The organism is Sporanaerobacter sp. PP17-6a, assembly GCF_900095615.1.
GTDB classification, from domain to species: domain Bacteria; phylum Bacillota; class Clostridia; order Tissierellales; family Acidilutibacteraceae; genus Acidilutibacter; species Acidilutibacter cellobiosedens.
Window position 1 is genome coordinate 42528 of the sequence record NZ_FMIF01000007.1, and the last position, 16875, is coordinate 59402.

Annotated in this window: 15 protein-coding genes; 6 read left to right on the top strand and 9 right to left on the bottom strand. The window is 34.4% G+C overall.

Annotated features, from left to right (window positions below):
• Positions 1 to 40: 40 nt before the first annotated feature.
• The gene (locus PP176A_RS04485) at positions 41 to 1276 is read left to right on the top strand and encodes an aminopeptidase (protein WP_071139263.1); all 1236 of its coding nucleotides are present in this window, start codon (positions 41 to 43) and stop codon (positions 1274 to 1276) included.
• Positions 1264 to 2661, top strand: a complete 1398-nt coding sequence (locus PP176A_RS04490; RefSeq protein WP_083381787.1) for a B12-binding domain-containing radical SAM protein — start codon at positions 1264 to 1266, stop codon at positions 2659 to 2661. Before PP176A_RS04485 ends, PP176A_RS04490 begins: the two co-directional genes overlap by 13 nt.
• Positions 2662 to 2801: 140 nt before the next feature.
• On the opposite strand, the gene PP176A_RS04495 is transcribed toward PP176A_RS04490, so the two are convergent.
• The 3 genes from PP176A_RS04495 to PP176A_RS04505 form a co-directional block, all read right to left on the bottom strand.
• Positions 2802 to 3299 (bottom strand): ECF transporter S component, encoded by a 498-nt coding sequence (locus tag PP176A_RS04495; RefSeq protein WP_234958802.1) that lies wholly within the window; start codon positions 3297 to 3299, stop codon positions 2802 to 2804.
• Positions 3300 to 3512: 213 nt separating this feature from the next.
• Positions 3513 to 4856, bottom strand: a complete 1344-nt coding sequence (locus tag PP176A_RS04500; RefSeq protein WP_071139265.1) for a putative bifunctional diguanylate cyclase/phosphodiesterase — start codon at positions 4854 to 4856, stop codon at positions 3513 to 3515.
• A gap of 115 nt (positions 4857 to 4971) precedes the next feature.
• On the bottom strand, positions 4972 to 5643 hold the full coding sequence (locus tag PP176A_RS04505; protein ID WP_200796019.1) for a TraX family protein: 672 nt from the start codon (positions 5641 to 5643) through the stop codon (positions 4972 to 4974).
• 299 nt (positions 5644 to 5942) lie between these two features.
• Between PP176A_RS04505 and PP176A_RS04510 the strand changes: the two genes are divergently transcribed.
• A complete protein-coding gene (locus tag PP176A_RS04510; RefSeq protein WP_071139267.1) occupies positions 5943 to 6617 on the top strand; it encodes a hydrolase in 675 nt (224 codons plus the stop codon).
• 11 nt (positions 6618 to 6628) lie between these two features.
• Here PP176A_RS04510 and PP176A_RS04515 read toward each other — a convergent pair whose 3' ends face one another.
• Entirely contained in the window at positions 6629 to 7519 is an 891-nt protein-coding gene (locus PP176A_RS04515; protein WP_071139268.1) for a DMT family transporter, read from the bottom strand.
• Positions 7520 to 7665: 146 nt separating this feature from the next.
• Here PP176A_RS04515 and PP176A_RS04520 point away from each other — a divergent pair, with 146 nt between their 5' ends.
• Genes PP176A_RS04520 through PP176A_RS04530 form a run of 3 tightly spaced genes read left to right on the top strand, consistent with a single transcriptional unit; the run spans position 7666 to position 10825 of the window.
• On the top strand, positions 7666 to 8955 hold the full coding sequence (locus PP176A_RS04520) for an aminotransferase class V-fold PLP-dependent enzyme (protein WP_083381789.1): 1290 nt from the start codon (positions 7666 to 7668) through the stop codon (positions 8953 to 8955).
• A 24-nt stretch (positions 8956 to 8979) separates the two neighbouring features.
• On the top strand, positions 8980 to 9456 hold the full coding sequence (locus tag PP176A_RS04525; protein WP_071139270.1) for a DsrE/DsrF/DrsH-like family protein: 477 nt from the start codon (positions 8980 to 8982) through the stop codon (positions 9454 to 9456).
• A 46-nt stretch (positions 9457 to 9502) separates the two neighbouring features.
• Positions 9503 to 10825, top strand: coding sequence for a D-serine ammonia-lyase (locus PP176A_RS04530; RefSeq protein ID WP_071139271.1), 1323 nt, complete (start codon positions 9503 to 9505; stop codon positions 10823 to 10825).
• Positions 10826 to 10869: 44 nt separating this feature from the next.
• Here the strand turns inward: PP176A_RS04530 and PP176A_RS04535 are convergent, their stop codons facing one another.
• The 5 genes from PP176A_RS04535 to PP176A_RS04555 all read right to left on the bottom strand — a co-directional run bounded on the left by PP176A_RS04535 (position 10870) and on the right by PP176A_RS04555 (position 16674).
• Positions 10870 to 11826: an ABC transporter ATP-binding protein gene (locus PP176A_RS04535; RefSeq protein WP_071139272.1), complete on the bottom strand. Its 957-nt coding sequence runs from the start codon at positions 11824 to 11826 to the stop codon at positions 10870 to 10872.
• Between the two features lie 4 nt (positions 11827 to 11830).
• Positions 11831 to 12889 (bottom strand): ABC transporter ATP-binding protein, encoded by a 1059-nt coding sequence (locus tag PP176A_RS04540; RefSeq protein ID WP_071139273.1) that lies wholly within the window; start codon positions 12887 to 12889, stop codon positions 11831 to 11833.
• Positions 12890 to 12899: 10 nt separating this feature from the next.
• Positions 12900 to 13955, bottom strand: coding sequence for an oligopeptide ABC transporter permease (opp3C, locus tag PP176A_RS04545; RefSeq protein ID WP_071139274.1), 1056 nt, complete (start codon positions 13953 to 13955; stop codon positions 12900 to 12902).
• Positions 13955 to 14896 carry an oligopeptide ABC transporter permease gene (opp3b, locus tag PP176A_RS04550; RefSeq protein ID WP_071139275.1) on the bottom strand — a complete coding sequence of 314 codons (942 nt, stop codon included), beginning with the start codon at positions 14894 to 14896 and terminating at the stop codon, positions 13955 to 13957. The genes opp3C and opp3b overlap by 1 nt, the downstream gene beginning before the upstream one ends.
• Before the next feature lie 104 nt (positions 14897 to 15000).
• Complete coding sequence (locus tag PP176A_RS04555) at positions 15001 to 16674, bottom strand: peptide ABC transporter substrate-binding protein (protein ID WP_071139281.1); 1674 nt, start codon at positions 16672 to 16674, stop codon at positions 15001 to 15003.
• Positions 16675 to 16875 lie beyond the last annotated feature (201 nt).

Below are 16875 nucleotides of genomic sequence, written 5' to 3' on the forward strand. Positions count from 1 at the left end.
ATTTAATATAAAATATACGTTAAAGGAGGGGTAATATAATATGAAAAGTTTTGAAACAATGCTTAGCGATTATGCTCGTGTTGTAGTAAAGGTAGGATTAAATTTGCAACATGGACAAACCCTTTTTATTAAGGCTCCCATTGAAGGAGTAGATTTTGTAAGGCAGGTAGCCAAATTTGCTTATGAAGAAAAAGCTAAGGAGGTTTATGTAGATTGGAATGACGATTTTTTAACAAGGATGAAATACATAAATTCTCCTATGGAAGTATTTGAAAACTTTCCCAAATGGAAAGCCGATGCAATGGAAAGCTTAGCAAAAGAAGGAGCTGCATTTCTATCTATATCTTCTTCAGATCCTGAACTTTTAAAGGGAGTAGATCCTGAAAAAATTTCTACCGGAAATAAAGCCGCCGCCATGGCAATGAAAACCTATATGGAATATGCAATGAACGATCTCATTACTTGGTGTGTAATTTCAATTCCCACTATAAACTGGGCAAGTAAAGTATTTCCTCACAACTCTCCGGAAGAAGCATATAAAAAATTATGGGACAGCATATTTAAAACGATAAGAGTCGATAAAGAAGATCCCATAGAAGCTTGGGAAAACCATATTAAAAATATAAATAACAGAATGGAATTCTTGAACAAAAATAAACTTCGAAAATTTTATTATACTTCCTCCAACGGTACCGATTTAACTATCGAGTTTCACGAAGATCACTTGTGGTGCGGAGGCGGTGATTACAACAAGGACAATACTTTTTTTGTTCCGAATATGCCTACAGAAGAAGTATTTACTCTTCCGTTAAAAACCGGCATAAATGGAATAGTATTTAATACAAAACCTTTAAACTACAGTGGAAATGTAATTGATGGGTTTAACCTCACATTCAAAGATGGAAGGGTAGTAGATTTCCATGCAAGAAAAGGAGAAGAAATTCTTAAAAAACTTTTAAATACAGATGATGGAGCAAAATATATAGGGGAAGTTGCATTAGTTCCATTTTCTTCGCCTATATCAAAGTCTAACATTACCTTTTTAAATACTTTATTTGATGAAAATGCCTCCTGTCATTTGGCTCTCGGAAAAGCTTACCCTCCTTGTCTTAAAGGTGGAGACAAAATGAGTGAGAAAGAACTTGAACAACATGGAGCTAATGATTCTTTAATCCATGAGGATTTCATGATAGGTTCCCGTGACTTAAATATAATGGGAACGACTTCGGATGGAAAATCCATGGAGATATTTAAGGATGGAGAATGGGCATTTTAAGAAATAATTTTAAGAAAAGAGTGATCAATACGAAAATAATATTTATTGTGCCTACTTCAGCTATAAGGAGAAATCCCATATACAGATTCGGAAGTCTAATTTACGGACATTCAAATTCAATTACCGGCCCTTTAATACTCGGCAAAATTTTAAAGGATAAAGGTCATGACGTTGAAGTTTATGAAGAGCTTTATAACACATTGGATTTCAACAAATTTTTAGATGCGGATATTATTATGCTCTATACAATGACATCAAATTCTACCCGTGCTTATGAGATAGGCGATTACTTTAAATCAAAAAACAAAAAAGTTGTAATCGGAGGAATGCACGCATCAGGCGTACCGGAAGAAGCTATTAAACATGCCGACCAAGTTGTGGTCGGAGAAGCAGAAAAGGTAATCTCCGATATTGCAGAGGGAAAAATAACAGACAAAATAGTTTATTCTCCCTATGTGGAAAATTTAGACGAAATTCCGTTTCCCGATTATACTCTTTTGAAAACACCATGCAGTGCTGCCAACGTAATGACATCCAGAGGGTGCCCTTTCAGCTGTATATTTTGTACAACATCGAGAATGTTTCATCCCTATAGAAAGAGGAGTCCGGACAATGTCATAGAAGAACTGAGGCTATATAAGAAGCTGGGATTTAAATATGTAAATTTTGAAGACGACAATTTTACAGCAGATAAGGACAGGGCCAAGGAAATATTGAGAAAAATGATTGAAAACAATTTAGTATTTAAAGAAACATTTTTCTTCGGAAGAACGGATATGGCAAATGATGAAGAACTGTTGGATTTGCTTCATCGCGCTCATTTAAACAGAGTTCTCGTAGGTATAGAATCCTTGAACCAGGAATCTCTGGATTATATAAACAAAAAACAAAAGATTTCTGATATTGAAGAATGTGCCGCGGCTCTTTTAAAACACAAAATTAAATTAATAGCAAGTATAGTGTTAGGCCTTGATACTGACAATCAAGAAGACATCAAAAGAAGCGTTAATTTCTGTAAAAATATAAATGCCTATCAACTTCAGCCTGCAATTTTAACTCCATACCCTAAGACTCCACTATATGAACAATTAGTTAAAGAGAACCGCATGCTGGATAACGACTGGGAATCATTTGACATGATGGTTGTTAATTTTGTTCCCAAAAAAATGTCGCCTTGGGATCTTCAAAATGAATTTTTCCATGCAGTAAAATCTTTTTATTCCTTTGCGTCTTCTTTTAAGATTTTTAAATATTTCGGTTTTGATGCAGGTATGAGAAGACTTGGACTATGGATTGCTTCACTATTAGGAAATTTAGGATTTAAAATAGCTTCCAAAACTCATAACGGAAATATTTACAACAAACTAAAAGAAATAAGCAATTAAAGATTAATAAAGAATCGAGAGCATTTATTGAGCTCTCGATTCTTTATTAACTCATAGGAAAATCCTGTTGTATACATTTTTCATCAAATGGGTTTCAAAAAAGGTTTTCTTAATTTATACTGCTTCGATAGAAGCCCTTTTTATAAATTAAATATCCTCGTTTTTTTCAAAGCGGTTTTAAGTGCTATTGCCAACACTGCACCTACTACTCCCTGAATCAAATTGGCAGGCATGGATATGAGAGCAGCTTTCGCTCCATACATGAATATCTCTGCTATATAGTATCCCAATGCCATCCATACACCACCTATGATCATGGGCAGAAAAGGTAATTTCTTTCCCGTTTTTGTTTCCAATAATGCCGCACAGAAAAATCCCTCCAATCCCTTTACCACAAAAGTAATAGGAGCATAATAGCTATATCCCAGCAGAATATCGGCGAGAGCCGATCCCAGTCCGCCAACTACAAATCCTCCCTTTTTTCCAAACATAACAGCCGCCAAAAACACCACCATATCTCCCAAATTTAAATATCCTTTGGTTCCCAATATAGGAATATGTATAATCATAGTCATAACAACGGTAATAGCAAGCATTACTGCATACCTTGTAATTAAAATAAGTCTGTCATTCTTCACCTCATCCATCTCCCCATTTTATTATCAGTACTGTACCGGTACATTATATAGATTTTTATTATTGTATCTATATACATAATACAACTATAGGTACACTTTTTCAAGTATATTTTTTTTAATATTTTCCTATGGGTTATAAAAAATACACCTTCAAACATTAGATTTTCGTCTAACATTTGAAGGTGCACTTCATATGTCAAAGGTAGCTATTTTTTATATAATAATTTTTTTATCAAACAAGGTATGCAATTCAGTTATAGGTATAGGCTTACTGAATAGATATCCTTGAACTTTTGTACAGCTGCACTCTTCCAAATATCGAAGCTGGCTTTCTTCTTCTACGCCTTCTACAATGGCATCTAAATTCATCTTTTTAACTAAGGATATAATTGAACTTAAAATAGATTTTTTATAATTAACCTCTTCAATTTTGCTTATAAAAGATTTATCTATTTTTACTCCGTCAATAGGCAAGTTCTCAAGATAATTTAAAGATGAATAACCCGTTCCGAAATCATCAAGAAGAATTCTTATTCCCATATTCTTTAATTCCTTAAGGATATTTAATATATTATCCAGGGAAAGTATAAGAGAACTTTCCGTTATCTCTATATACAAACGAGTGGGATCAAATTTCGTTTCTTCCAAATTCTTCTTTACTACGGAAACAAAATCCTCACCTTCAAACTGTACGGCTGAAACATTCACCGCTATATCCATGGGATATTCTAAATTTTCACAAATCTTTTTCCCATCTTCCATTGCCCGGTTCAATATCCAATTCCCTAAAGGTTTTATCAATCCTGTTTTTTCACAGATAGGAATAAATTCTAACGGCGGCATGAATCCGAAGATCGGGCTGTTCCATCTGACTAATGCTTCCAAAGAAGATATTCTTCCTGTTTTCATATCAACTACCGGCTGATAAAAAAGAACAAATTCCTCATTTTTTATAGCATCTGCAAGGTTTTCTTTAATTTTTAGTTCAAAACTGTCTCCCTCTTTATATGTTTCAGCAGTCGTAAAGCTCTTAGGTCTTGAACTCCAAGAAAAAAGTTTGTCTTCAATTTTTTCTAATTTTTTTAACTTCGTACTGTTCTTATAAATATCTATAATAATAGAACTCATATTATCCAATATACATAGTAATAACCTATCGTTCTCTTTTTCAAACAATGCTTCTTTATGATCAGCATAACAAAAATAGTTTTCTTTTCCCTTAAGCTGAGCTCTTATTTCCTTCTTTAAATCCTTTACATCAAAAATTCCTGATATAAGAGTGGCAAAATGTTTGTAATTTTCAAATAGAGGCAAAACTATTATTGCGTCTTCTTTGTTCTTAAACAAGATACTTACATTTTTTTCTTTTTCCTCATTTATTTTATTCAGATTAAATAAAAGGGCCTTTTTATAATCTTCGATTACACCTGATCTAACTAATATATTCCCAGATTCATCTACCAATAAAAAAGATTTTTTAAATATATTGCTGTAACAATTGAACAAATCATCTAAATTTTTAAAAGGGATTATATACTCCAGCTCATCTTTTGTCACACCTTCACCCCCGGGCATTTAAACATAAAAATTTTTATCCCTTATATATTTCGACAAACATGCTTTATTTCTTTTTATATTTACAAAATATTATTTAGAATATCTTTTATCTATCTTATTTTAAATAACTTATCAATGCCAGCACTCCTAAATGTACCGGGTAAAATGAATAAAACACATATTTCAAACTATATCCCTTTTCTCCATTATAATAATTTATAAAGATCAAGGAAATTAAACATAATCCCTGTATAAGCTGATATCCAATCATTGAAGGTGTCATCTTCCCGCCTCTTAAAAACATCACTAAAATAGGAATCCCTAAATAAAGAAGGTTTAACCAGACCTGGCTGACAGCCATCCTTTTAAAATTATCGTGGAACTTATAAAACAAAAAAATCATGATTATTCCGTATATATTATAATCAGTATTTAAAAAATAAGCCAACATTCCTACTCCAAATACTACCCAGTAATTTTTGGTCTGATCATATTTGTAAATAGCATACAGTCCTAAAAATAAAGTGAAAAAAACATTCAAATAAAATCCTTCTCTGAAAGCAAAATAAAACGGAATCTGAGAAATAAGTGCAAATATAAAAAGCCTCAACATGTATTTTTTCACATCTTTCGTCTTAAAATAGCCTTCTGAAATGAGATAAGCAAATATAGGAAAAGCTAATCTTCCTACCATCCTAAGCCATATCACATCGGGAAAAAGCACTGCCCCTATGTGATCAATAAGCATAGTTATAATAGCAATAGTTTTTAAATAAAATGAATCCAATTCATCACCCCTTACATTTATAAATTAAAATAAACCGTCTGTTTGTTATATCCTCATAATCATATAATATTATATTCCTTTGAAAATTTCAATTCGATTATGCTATTTCAGCACAAATCAAGAAAGCCATTTTCAAAACTCATTTTATATTGAAAATAATTAAGATGAAATAGGATATTCCTATGAACTTAATAAAATTTCAGAAGAATAATTTATATATAAATAAGTTTATCTAAATATAATTTAGGGTATTTATAATTAGATAAACTTACTTATTCATTTAGATGGGAGGTATAGAAATGGAAAAATTCATCCCAGAAGTAAAATCAAAACTTAGAAGTAAAATTATTGAAGTTCCTCCGGTAATATACAAGGCAAGTGGAATTAAAGTATTAGGCACAAGAATAAAGTCTCTTTTATTCTCAACAGATATTGCTATAATCAAAAATACCAATGCTAATTCCATAATAGCAGTATATCCATTTACTCCTCAGCTTTCTATCACTCAGGCATTATTAGAGGTTGCTCCGGTACCTGTGTTCGTAGGTGTAGGAGGTGGAATTACCACAGGAAAAAGATCCATTGCTATAGCATGGCAGGCAGAGCTGATGGGTGCCTATGGTGTAGTAGTAAATGCTCCTACAAGTATTGAAGTAATAAGTGCGATGTTCAATACAATAGATATCCCAATAATATGTACCATAGTATCGGAATATGATGATTATAAAAGAAAAATTGAAGCCGGAGCAAGAATATTAAATGTTTCCGGCGGTGCTGAAACAGCTAAAATTGTTAAAAAGATCAGAAATGACTATTCAAGAGAACTCCCCATAATTGCTACGGGAGGTCCGACGGAAGAATCGATTTTAGAAACCATAGAAGCCGGAGCCAATGCAATTACCTATACTCCACCATCCTGTGGCGAAATATTCGCGGAAATAATGGCAAATTATCGTAAAAATACAGAAAAATAGTGGCAATGCCACTATTTTTCCGCAATTTCTTTTCTCAAGAAACTCCATTTAGTTTCCGTTGTAATAACGGAAATCAATATTAATAAACATCCTATAAAAAGTCTTACAGAAAGTGCTTCCTTTAAAAATATAATGGAGAATATATTTCCGAATACCGATTCCATACTAAGTATAATAGCGGCATGAGTAGAAGACGTATATTTCTGAGCCACATTTTGAATCAAAAAACCTATTAATGTACTAAATAATGCTAAATAAACTATCGGAAAAATCATTTCTCCTGTAACCGACGAAACCTTCGGCTCAAAAATTAATGCAAAAATTAAAGATAAAATTGCCGTAACTGAAAATTGAAATATTGTAAGAAGTATAGGGTCATGTTTTTTAGAATAATATCCTACCGATACAATATGGCAGGCATAAAAAAAACCACCTATCAGTGTAAGCAAATCTCCCAAGCCCATAGTTAAATTCGCATCGAGACTCAGTACCCCTATGCCTACAAAGCATAATATTGCTCCTATAACTTCATAAATATTAGGTTTCTTTCTGCTTGTCAGCCAGTACAAAAATGGAACTATTACCACATTGCTTGCAGTAATGAAAGCATTTTTTCCTGCCGTAGTATATTCAATTCCGACAGTTTGAGCCAAAAAAGCCAAAAAAAGAAATATTCCTATTATAAATCCTGCCGTTAAATCATCCCTCTTAGTTTTTTTAACTTTCTTGAAAAAAATTAAAATTAATAAAGCAGAGGCAATTATAAATCTAAAAGCAAGCATATACAAAGGAGTTATATGATCCAATACATTTTTGGTTACTACAAAACTGCTTCCCCAGATTAGTGCTACAACTATCATTGAAATATCCGCATACAAACTTTTTTTATTAACTTTCTCCATATATTTTCCTCCAAGTAAACCTTATATATATTATTTTATCATAAATATTCAATATTTCTATACATATACAGAAATAATTTTACTCTATCCTTATCACAATTAATATTATATTAAATATAATATTACAGAGAAAAGAAGGTGATATTGTGTATAGAAATTTGGTTCATGGGCTAAATGTAAAAATTCCTTTAAATAATGACATCTATACTACTCCCATCAATTTTGACAATGCCGCCACTACTCCCCCTTTCCGTTCTGTGATGAAAGAAATCAATAGCTTTTCTCCTTGGTATTCTTCAATTCATCGAGGTACGGGATACAAATCCGAAATTTCTTCTGAATATTATGATCAAGCAAGAAATGATGTGCTGAATTTTGTTAATGGGGATAAGGATAATGATACAGTTATATTTTTAAAAAATACTACTGAATGTATAAACAAATTATCTTATAGAATTAAGGAAGAAATAGAAGGCGGAATAGTCTTAACAACACGTATGGAACATCATTCAAATCTTCTCCCTTGGAGGTTAAAATACCCTACCGAATATGTAGAAACAGATAAATGCGGAAGACTCTCCATATATGATTTAAATGAAAAGCTCAAAAGATACAGGGGCAAAATAAAATTAATGGCAATAACGGGAGCATCTAATGTCACAGGGTATACAAATCCTATCCATGAAATTGCAAGATTAGTACATGATCAAGGAGGAAAAATATTGGTTGACGGAGCACAGCTTGTGCCTCATCACCCTATAGACATGAAAAGTTCTGATTCCTTAGAACACATTGACTATCTGACCTTTTCTGCCCACAAAATGTATGCTCCTTTTGGAACAGGAGTACTTATTGGTCCGAAAAAATTGTTTGAAAAAGGCAGTCCGGAATACCCCGGGGGAGGAACAATTTCTTTTGTATCAGATGATTCTGTATTCTGGACAGAGCCTCCAGAAAAAGAAGAAGCAGGCACTCCAAATGTAATGGGAGCAGTAGCCTTGTCAAACAGTATAAAAACCCTTGAATCTTTAGGAATGGAGAATATCGATAATTATGAATTAAACCTTACTTACTACTGTATTACGAAAATGAAAAATATTCCTCATATAATCCTTTATTGTGACTTAGATTTTAATAATAAAATTTCCATAATACCATTTAACATAGAAGGAATACCTCATGAAATCCTTGCGAGAATTTTATCGGAAGAAAGGGGAATATCAGTAAGAAACGGCTGCTTTTGTGCTCAACCTTATGTGCAAAGACTTCTTAATATTTTACCGAATTCCTATATTTCCCGACCTGGAATAGTAAGAATAAGTTTTGGGTTATACAATACTTATGAAGAAGTAGATATTCTTATAGATTTTTTAACTGAAATAAGTTCTAATATACAATACTACAAGGGCAAGTATAAAAACCTCCTTTATTACTAAAAATAGTAAAAAGGAGGCTTTTTTATGAACAAAAAAATGAATATCCTTATGTTCAGTGGTGAATATGATAAGGCATTAGCAGCTCTTATTCTTGCCAACTCAGGAAAACAAATGGGAATAGATGTAACCATGTTTTTTACATTCTGGGGTTTATGCCTTGTCAGAGATCCTAAAAAAATAAGCGATGAAGATAAAAGTGCCTATGAAAAGATGTTTGCCAATCTTACTCCCAAAGGAATAGAAGAATCTCCTTTATCAAAGATGAATTTTGCCGGAGTGGGGAAAAAAATGTTGTTGGAGATGATGGAAGAAAATGATACACCTTCTATCGTCGATTTTTTAAATGGAGCCATAAAAAAGGGTGTCAAACTATACGGTTGTAAACTTTCCTTAGAGATAATGGGCTTTAAGGAAGATGAACTCTTGAAGGAGGTAAAAATAATCACTGCCGAAGAATATTTAAAAAATGCTTTGGAATCCGATATACAATTATTTATATAATTTTTGTGGTATTATATAATTATATAGATAAGAAAGGGTGGTAGTGATGGAAAACAGTATTGAGATTCCAAAGGAATACCTGGAAACCGTTAAAAATATAAAAACTCTTAAGAAGGTACTTTGGATCAATTCTCATAAAAAAAATTTCAGTGAGATATCAGATGCTTTAGAGATAAAAGAGGAAGAAATAAAAGATGCGGAAGAAAGATTAAAAAGGTTTGCTCCTTATTTAATTAAGGCATTTCCGGAAACTAAATCAACTAATGGAATCATTGAATCCCCATTAATTGAGATCCCTAAAATGAAAAGCAGAGCGAAAGAGGATATAAAAGAAAAAATATACGGAAAATTGTATATAAAATGTGACAACCAGCTTCCCATCGCAGGTTCCATAAAAGCAAGGGGCGGGATATACGAAGTACTTAAAAGGGCAGAAGATTTGGCATTAAAAAACGGGTTAATAAAAAAAGATGATGACTATTCCAAATTCTATAGCGATGAATTCAAAAATTTCTTTTCCGACTACACCATACAGGTGGGAAGTACGGGAAATCTAGGCCTAAGTATAGGCATAATGAGTGCTCAATTAGGATTTAAGGTAAAAGTTCATATGTCTGCCGATGCAAAACAATGGAAAAAAGAATTATTGAGAAGCAAAGGAGTAAATGTAGTGGAATATTCTTCCGACTATTCAAAAGCCGTAGAAGAAGGAAGAAAACTTTCTAATGAAGATCCCAAAAGCATGTTCATCGATGATGAAAATTCTAAGGACCTTTTCTTAGGATATGCTGTAGGAGCCTTCAGACTAAGAGAACAACTAAAAAAGATGAATATTCCAGTGGATAGAGATCACCCTTTATTTGTATATCTCCCTTGCGGCGTAGGCGGGGGCCCGGGAGGAATAGCTTACGGATTAAAGCTCATATACAAGGACAATGCTCATCTCTTCTTTGCAGAACCAACCCATTCTCCGGCAATGCTTTTAGGACTTATTACCGGACTTCATAACCAAATCTCCGTTAAAGATTTCGGATTGGATAATAAAACGGAAGCCGACGGATTAGCTGTAGGGAGACCTTCAGGCCTTGTAGGGAAGATAATGGATCCCATATTAGACGGTGAGTTTACCGTTGAAGACAACCAATTATATAGATTTTTGGCAGCATTGGCAGAAGAAGAAAAAATATATCTGGAACCTTCTGCCCTGGCCGGATTCCCGGGACCTGCTCTTATATCAAAAGAATATGGAGAAGAATATCTGAAAAACTCTACTCATATATGTTGGGCAACGGGAGGAAGCCTTGTTCCGGATAATATAATGAAGGGATACTATGAAAAAGGGAAGTTGCTTAACAACAGAAGAAAATAACCATAGGAAGTCGTCAAAACATTTAGTTTTGGCGACTCTTCCAACTATCCCTCTTTAGTTGAATCAGATAACAACAGTTGGTATTTTTTTTGATAAGCAGGGATATCAGCAATATCACAATAGACATAATGCCCGGGAATTATTTCACGAAGTTGGCTCGTTTCTGTTTGTACCAAATTGTTAAAAACAATACGATTTCGTTGCCGTTCATAATCCGGATCCGGCAGCGGTATAGCCGACAGAAGGCTTTCCGTATACGGATGCAATGGAAATTGATAGATCTCCTTTGCATTTCCAAGCTCTACAAGTTTACCTTGATACATAACACCTATACGATTACTGATATATTTTACCATAGATAAATCATGAGCTATAAACAAATAAGTCAAGTGTTTTTCTTTCTGCAATTTTTTCAGCAGATTTACGATTTGTGCCTGTATTGATACATCCAAAGCCGATATAGGTTCGTCACATATAATAAATTTAGGCCGTACCGATAATGCTCTGGCAATTCCTATTCTCTGTCGTTGTCCTCCCGACAATTCATGAGGATATCTATTTGCATGATCAGAATTTAAGCCAACAGTCATAAGTAATTCATTGACTTGTTCATCGCAGTCATCTTTATTCTTTGATAATCCATGGACTTTAATTCCTTCAGCAATAATATCCCTTACCTTCTTTCGTGGATTGAGAGATGCGTAAGGGTCCTGATATATCATTTGTACATCACGTCGAAACTGAAGCCAATCTTTCTTGCTATGGATTGTAGAAAGATCAACACCGTTAAAATAAATCTTACCGGAGGTCGGTCTATATAATTGTATAATAGTTCTGCCTGTTGTTGATTTTCCACACCCTGATTCCCCGACTAAACCAAAAGTCTCACCTTCAAATATATTAAAACTAATATTATCCACTGCTTTTACAATATTATTACCATTGGACCTGAAATACTCTTTCAATTTTTCAACTCGTAAAATTTCATTGTTAGTATTCATTTTGTTAACCCCTCTTATCTTTAAAACTTTGTTTTTTAAATTTAAAATACTGCTGACGAGCTACAATAGATTGAGGAATCTTTATTTCAGGAGCCCGTGAATCCAAAAGCCACGTTGAAGCATAATGAGTTTGAGATATTTTAAACATCGGCGGTTCATAATACTCATCAACGGTTAAAGCATACTGATTTCGCTGCGCAAAAATATCTCCTTGGGGAGGATCCAGCAGATCCGGCGGACTTCCGGGAATAGCATACAAGCTATCCTCCTCGTTATCCAATGTCGGCATTGAACGCAGCAATCCCCAAGTATACGGATGTTGAGGGTTATAAAATATTTCATCAACAGTTCCTATTTCCACAATCTTACCTCCATACATTACGGCAACTCTGTCTGCAATATTAGCAACTACCCCTAAATCATGAGTAACAAATATTATTGAAGTCGCTACTTTCTTTTGAATACTCTTCATCAAGTCTAAAATCTCAGCCTGAATAGTCACATCCAGAGCAGTGGTCGGTTCATCTGCGATTAATATCTTAGGATTGCAAGCTAATGCGATAGCAATTACAATACGTTGTCGTTGCCCTCCGGAGAACTGATGAGGATAATATTTTAAACGCTTTTCGGGTTCAGGAATATCTACTAACCGAAACAATTCCAATGCTTTTTTCATAGCTTCCGATTTACTCAATTTTTGATGTAAAATAACAGGCTCTGCTACCTGTTTACCAACAGTCATAGTTGGATTTAAGGAAGTCATCGGATCTTGAAAAACCATTGCTATTTCTTTTCCGCGAATATTCTGCATCTCTCTATTGGTCTTTGATAATAAATCCTTTCCGTCAAAAATTATTTGCCCGCAATCAATACTGCCATTTTTTGAAAGCAATCCCATAATGCTTCTGCATGTCACGGATTTTCCCGAACCGGATTCTCCCACAAGAGCCAAAGTTTCTCCTTTATTCAATGTTAAAGATACCCCTCTTACGGCCTGTACTTTCCCTGCATATGTTTGAAACGAAACATGCAAATTATTGATTTCTAATATTTTTTCACTCATCTTAACCCTCCTAATCTTTCATCTTCGGATCAAATGCATCACGGAGCCCGTCCGCCAACAAATTAAATGTAATCATAATTATGCAAATAGCAGCAGCAGGAAACCACATAAGATGAGGCAAAAATCTAAATGTCTTATATCCTTCATTTAGCAATGTTCCCAATGATGCATTGGGAGCACGCATTCCAACCCCAATAAAGCTCAGAAAAGCTTCAAAAAAAATTGCACTGGGAATAGTAAACATTGTCTGAACTATAATAATGCCACTCAAATTCGGCAAAATATGACTGACTGCAATATTTAAAGACGATTCCCCGAGGGTCCTGGCAGCAAGCACAAACTCCTGATCTTTTAATTTCAATGTTTCGGCACGGACAACTCGAGCCATTGTAATCCAGCCTGTTAAACCCATGGCAACAATAATGGAAGTCACTCCCGGTCTAATAAATAAAAGCATCAGTATCACCACGACCAACGTGGGAATTCCGGAGATTATTTCCAAAATACGCTGCATGATTATATCCACACTGCCGCCTTTCCATCCCGAAACCAATCCATATGTTATTCCTATTAACAAATCAAAAAAAGCCGCAGCTAAAGCGATAAGCAATGAAATCCGTGTTCCTGCCAATACCCGGGATAATAAATCTCTGCCAAAAGCATCTGTTCCGAAATAATAATTGACATCATGAGGAACATGGGCAAGTTCATATTTATCAACCCATTCTCCCGATATCTTGGCCTTCCCGTTAAACCCGTTAATATTAACGTGAGGAATACGGGGAGGTAAATTAGCATGAGGAACATTTTGTAAATTGGGATCATGAGGGGTATACCATATAGAAACAATTTCAATTGATATAATCAGCAATAAAATAACCATTGAAACCACAGCCGCTTTATTTTTTCTCAGACGTCGCCATCCGTCCTGATAAAACGACAAGGATGGTGCAGCTATACGCTCATTGTCAAAGTGATAAGTTTCATCTAACGGCGTAAAATATGATGACGGAATTTCGGAATATAAATTTTTATTTTCATCTTTTTTATCTATTAGTTCATCCATTAGTATTCTCCCCCTCCTACTCTGATTCGAGGATCAACAATTCCATACAGAATATCCACCAATAAAATTATAGTAACAAGCAATGTGGAATAAAGCATGGTTACTGCCATAATTGTAGAATAATCATTGGTCATAATGGACTTAACAAACTGTTCTCCGATGCCCGGAATAGCAAAAATATTTTCAACTACCAACGACCCGGTCATCAAACTTACAGACATAGGTCCCAATATTGTAATCAATGGAATTAAGGCATTTCTTAACCCATGTTTGAAGGCAACTCTCCATTCACTCATCCCTTTCGCCCTTGCCAACTCAATATAATCACTATTCAATACTTCAATCATTTCAGTACGAATAAAACGAGCAGAATCTGCCATCGGTGAAATGGACAAAGCAACAGTCGGCAGAACCGTTGATAAAAATCCTTCGTTCCATAAAGCAATGGGAAACCACTTTAAATATACGGCAAACAAAAGCTGCAGAAGAACCGCAAATACAAAATTGGGAACAGATCGTCCGATAATAGCCGACAAAGATGCAATCCCATCTATAAAGCTGTTTTGAAACATAGCTGCAACCGTCCCTAAAATAATTCCTACGGTAGTTCCCAAAATCATGGCTTGTGCCCCTAATTGAAGTGACGGACCAATGCGTTTAGCCAATATGGACTTGACCGGTTGGTCGCCAAACTGTAGCGAAATGCCAAAATCTCCTCGAACCGCACCGGACATATAAATTATATAACGTTTCACCAAAGGTTTATTTAATCCATATCTTTTATTCATAATTTCCCGTTGCTTATTTGTTAACTTTGCTTCATTGTTATAGGGAGTTCCCGGCAAAAAATTCATCAGCAAAAACGTACACGAACTAATAAGAAAAAGTGTTATCAGCATATAAACTACCCTTTTTAAAATAAATCTGAAAAAATTACTCATATTTATCTGCACCTTTCTTTTTGTTGTTATTTCATATTTCTAAAGTTAGGTAAAGTCTATTTTTAAAATAGACTTTACCTGATAATCTAAAATTAATTGGTATATTATTTAACAATATAAGCATGGGTAATCTCTAATGGAGTACCTAAGTTGTGAGTAACGATTCCTTTAACCTTTGGGTTTATCAAATAACTTGACGCTCCCTGGTATAAAGGAGCAACAACTGCCTTACTCAAAATATATTTCTGTGCCTCCTGCAAATCCTTCCATCTTTTTTGAGGATCTGTTGAATCATCAGTTTTAATCTTTGTAATTAGCGCGTCATATTTGGAGTCTTTATACTGCCCGTGATTATGTTCATATGTTGAGAAAAACAGATTCAAGTAACTAACCGGATCAAAATCTCCAGTCCAACCGCCGAGAGCCAAATCAAAATTATAAGCCATCATCTTTTCAAAACGAACTTTTGCGGGAACATTGCTCAAATTAATAGTCAGTCCCGATAAATTAGTCTCTAATTGACTTTGCAAATATTCCCCCGTTCTTTTGGCTCCTTCCGTATCACTGGTGATTAACGTCAATTCAACTTTTTCCACTCCCAATTCGCTTTTAGCCTTTTCCCACAGTTTTTTCGCTTCCTCAACATCCGTTTTTACCAAGACACCTGCTTCATCCGAAAAATCCTTCCCTGTATCTGGATTCGTCGCAATTCCTTTAGGAATAATTCCCGTTAAAGGTCTTGAGCCATCGACAAGTATGTTGTTTACCAACTCATCTCTATTGATTGCCAGTGAAATTGCCTTTCTGAAATTTTCATTTTGCAGAGTGGGGCTTGAACTTATGCCAAATTCAAGATTAGAATCTGTCAGAGTAAGTACCGAAAGAAAGTCATCATTATTTATATACTGACTGATATAATCTCCAGATAAAGATGTAGCGTCAATAGCTCCTGATTCGTACAGATTAATTCCAGTTCCCGTTTCTTTAACAACCTGAATATTGATTTTATTAAGTTTTATATTATCCTTATCCCAATAATTTTCATTCCTTTGATAATTCCATGTAAGACCTGTACCATCCCAGTCTTTCAGGACAAAGGGGCCATTTCCTAAAGTATTTTCACTTGTTGTTCCGTATGCTTCCCCCTTAGATGTTGCAAATGCTTCATTCTGAGGAAATAAATTTACAGATGATAATGAAGATGTAAAATACGTATCCGGATATTCAAGGGTTACTTTGAGTTCCGTATCACTGACGGCTTCAACTCCTAATTCCGAAGGATCTTTTGTCCCTTCATTAATTGCTTTGGCATTCTTTATGTTGAAAAATGTACTTGCGCTTTGGGCCGCCGTTTCCGGTGCAAATAACCGTCTCCATGCAAAAACATAGTCTTTAGCGGTCAATGGATCTCCGTTTGCCCATTTCAAATTATCCTTAAGTTTAATAGTGTACACCAAACCGTCTTCACTGATTTGAGGATCCCCTTCTGCCTCTACTGGAACGGTTTTATTATCTCCGTCAATTTTATATAAACCTTCTGCAAATATTTCAATTTGGGAAGAACTCAATGTATCATAAGATTTAACAGAATCTGCAGTAGGCAATTCACTTGAAATAACCCAGTTCAATTCTTGCTTGTCAGCCAATTTTTCAGCAGAATCAGAAGATTTTTCACCGGATTCGGGTACACTTTCTTCCTTTGAAGTTTCTTTTGAGCAACCTGCAAACATTAAAGCCAATACCAATATCAATAAAATTAATCTTATTCTATTTTTCATGCTTATCTCTCCTTTTATTATTAAATTACTGTGAATAATTTTTCTTATAATATCGTTACAACATATTTTTATCATCCCCTTTATTAACACGAAAGCACACCTATAAGTCATAGAAAAACTTAATGTAAACTTAACCTTAAATAGGTTCCTAAAAAAGGCCGTTTTAATTTATCGGTGTTTCAATAGAAGCCTTTTTCATAA

Coding starts and splice junctions, on each gene's coding strand:
- PP176A_RS04485 (WP_071139263.1), top strand. CDS start 41: ATGAAAAGTTTTGAAACAATGCTTAGCGATTATGCTCGTGTTGTAGTA.
- PP176A_RS04490 (WP_083381787.1), top strand. CDS start 1,264: ATGGGCATTTTAAGAAATAATTTTAAGAAAAGAGTGATCAATACGAAA.
- PP176A_RS04510 (WP_071139267.1), top strand. CDS start 5,943: ATGGAAAAATTCATCCCAGAAGTAAAATCAAAACTTAGAAGTAAAATT.
- PP176A_RS04515 (WP_071139268.1), bottom strand. CDS start 7,519: ATGGAGAAAGTTAATAAAAAAAGTTTGTATGCGGATATTTCAATGATA.
- PP176A_RS04525 (WP_071139270.1), top strand. CDS start 8,980: ATGAACAAAAAAATGAATATCCTTATGTTCAGTGGTGAATATGATAAG.
- PP176A_RS04530 (WP_071139271.1), top strand. CDS start 9,503: ATGGAAAACAGTATTGAGATTCCAAAGGAATACCTGGAAACCGTTAAA.
- PP176A_RS04535 (WP_071139272.1), bottom strand. CDS start 11,826: ATGAATACTAACAATGAAATTTTACGAGTTGAAAAATTGAAAGAGTAT.
- PP176A_RS04540 (WP_071139273.1), bottom strand. CDS start 12,889: ATGAGTGAAAAAATATTAGAAATCAATAATTTGCATGTTTCGTTTCAA.
- opp3C (WP_071139274.1), bottom strand. CDS start 13,955: ATGGATGAACTAATAGATAAAAAAGATGAAAATAAAAATTTATATTCC.
- opp3b (WP_071139275.1), bottom strand. CDS start 14,896: ATGAGTAATTTTTTCAGATTTATTTTAAAAAGGGTAGTTTATATGCTG.
- PP176A_RS04555 (WP_071139281.1), bottom strand. CDS start 16,674: ATGAAAAATAGAATAAGATTAATTTTATTGATATTGGTATTGGCTTTA.